Source organism: Microbacterium sp., assembly GCF_003248605.1.
Lineage (GTDB): Bacteria > Actinomycetota > Actinomycetes > Actinomycetales > Microbacteriaceae > Microbacterium.
In genome coordinates, this window is sequence record NZ_QFPF01000176.1 from 1 (window position 1) to 2131 (window position 2131).

At 70.0% G+C, this 2131-nt stretch carries 3 protein-coding genes; 1 reads left to right on the plus strand and 2 read right to left on the minus strand.

Annotated elements, in window-relative coordinates; translation table 11 throughout:
* Together DI573_RS14655 and DI573_RS14660 are read right to left on the minus strand one after the other, a co-directional pair.
* Positions 1–314: aquaporin (locus DI573_RS14655; RefSeq protein WP_292815878.1), on the minus strand; the 314-nt coding region annotated here is incomplete at its 3' end.
* Positions 311–661, minus strand: coding sequence for a metalloregulator ArsR/SmtB family transcription factor (locus tag DI573_RS14660; RefSeq protein WP_292815881.1), 351 nt, complete (start codon positions 659–661; stop codon positions 311–313). The genes DI573_RS14655 and DI573_RS14660, both read right to left, overlap by 4 nt.
* Before the next feature lie 86 nt (positions 662–747).
* Here DI573_RS14660 and DI573_RS14665 point away from each other — a divergent pair.
* A partial coding sequence (locus tag DI573_RS14665) for an FAD-dependent oxidoreductase (RefSeq protein ID WP_292815884.1) occupies positions 748–2131 on the plus strand: 1384 nt, incomplete at its 3' end.

Genomic DNA, 2131 nt, shown 5'->3' on the forward strand with positions numbered 1-2131 from the left:
TTGGCGAGCACGGCTCCGGCGATGCACCCTGCGATCTGAGCGGGCAGGTAGATCGAGGTGATCGACCAGGGGCGGCGGTGCAGGACGACGTCGACCATTGTGACGACCGGGTTGAAGTGCGCACCTGAGACGGTGGCGAAGACGACGATGAGCACGGCGAGGCCGAGGGCGGTGGCGAATGCGTTCTCGAACAGCTGCAGGCCGATGTCGCCGGGCGAGAGGCGCTCGGCGGCGATGCCGGATCCGACGACGACGGCGGCGAGCAGGGCGCTGCCGAGAAATTCGCCCAGAGCGGCGCGGGCGGTGTCGTTCACGACGCGAGCATCCGCGAGACGCGGTCGAGGGCACCCGGGACGAGCGCGTAGTACGCCCACGTGCCGCGCTTGCTTCGGGTGAGGAAGCCCGCGGCGGTGAGCACCTTCAGATGGTGCGACACAGTGGGCTGGCTGAGACCGACGGGCTCGATGAGGTCGCAGACGCACGCTTCGGCGTTCACCGAGGCGGCGACGATCGAGAGCAGGCGCAGTCGGGTCGGATCCGCGAGGGCCTTCATCGTGACGGCAAGCTGCTCGGCCTCTTCGGCCGAGAGGGGTTCGCGCACGAGAGGCGTGCCGCAGGAGCCGACGACGGACACGTCGGTCACGGCGAGCGGGGTGGGCATGCATCGACGATAGTCGATATTGACAATCATCGATACTCGGGCGCAGAATCTACATCGAAGTTCGTCGATGTCTTTCGGAGGCCGCCATGACCCTGCTCGATCTGACCCCTCGCGTGCGCGAGGACGCGAGGCTCGCAACCCTTCCGGCGGTCGTCATCGGGGCGGGTCCCATCGGGCTCGCGGCGGCGGCGCACCTGCAGCGCCGCGGCATCGACTTCGTGATCCTCGAGGCCGGTGACCGCGTCGCGGACAGCGTCCGCTCGTGGGGACACACGCGCCTCTTCTCGCCGTGGCGGCACCTCGTCGACCCCGTGGCGCGGGAGCTGCTCGAAGCGCGCGGGTGGCAGCATCCTGCCCCCGAGGTGGCGCCCACCGGCGGCGAACTCGTCGAGGCGTACGTCGCTCCCCTCGCCGAGGTGCCCGAGATCGGCGCGCGTCTGCGTCTGGGCACCGAGGTCGTCGCCGTGAGCCGCGAGGGCATGGACCGCACCCGCAGCAGAGGCCGGGCCTCGACGCCGTTCGTGATCCGCACCCGCACGGCCGGCGGCGACATCGACGAGATCCCGGCGCGGGCCGTGATCGATGCCTCGGGCACCTATCGTTCGCCCAACCCGCTCTCCTCGAACGGACTCGACCTGCTCGGCCTGGCCGAGATCTCCGACCGGGTCGCGCCGGCGCTTCCCGATGTCCTCGGCGCCGATCGGCCTCGATTTGCCGGACGCCACACGAGTGTCGTCGGTGCCGGTCACTCCGCCGCAAACACTCTGCTGGCGCTCGTCGCGCTGGCCCGCGAGGAGCCCGGCACGCGAGTGAGCTGGCTGATCCGGGGCAGTGCGGCGGTGCGGGTGACGTCGTCCGGCGATGACGAGCTCGCCGATCGCGCCCGTCTCGGCGGACGGGTCGACCGTGCCGTCTCGGACGGGCTCATCGAGATGGTCGACGGATTCGAGATCATCCGCGCGCATCGCGCCGGCGACCAGGTGTCGCTTGTCGGGCACCGCCGCGGCGAGGTGGTCTCGCACGCGACCGATGTCGTGGTCAACGCCACGGGTTTTCGCCCCGACCTCGACATGCTGCGCGAGATCCGCCTCGAGCTCGACGACATCGTCGAGGCCCCCCGCCGCCTCGCGCCGCTCATCGACCCGAACGTGCACACCTGCGGCACGGTCGAGCCGCACGGGTACCGCGAACTCGCGCACCCCGAGAGCGGCTTCTTCATCGTGGGCATGAAGTCCTATGGTCGGGCGCCGACGTTCCTGCTCGCGACCGGATACGAGCAGGTGCGCTCCGTCGCGGCGTGGCTTGATGGAGACATGAGTGCCGCGTCGACGGTGCAGCTCTCGCTTCCCGCGACCGGTGTCTGCTGCTTCGTTGGCTTGGGGTGCGATGGGCGGGGGAACTTGTTCGGCACCGTCACGATTCGCTCGGAGATAACGCTCGGCGCCCAGGGACATACGTTCAGCGGCGAGT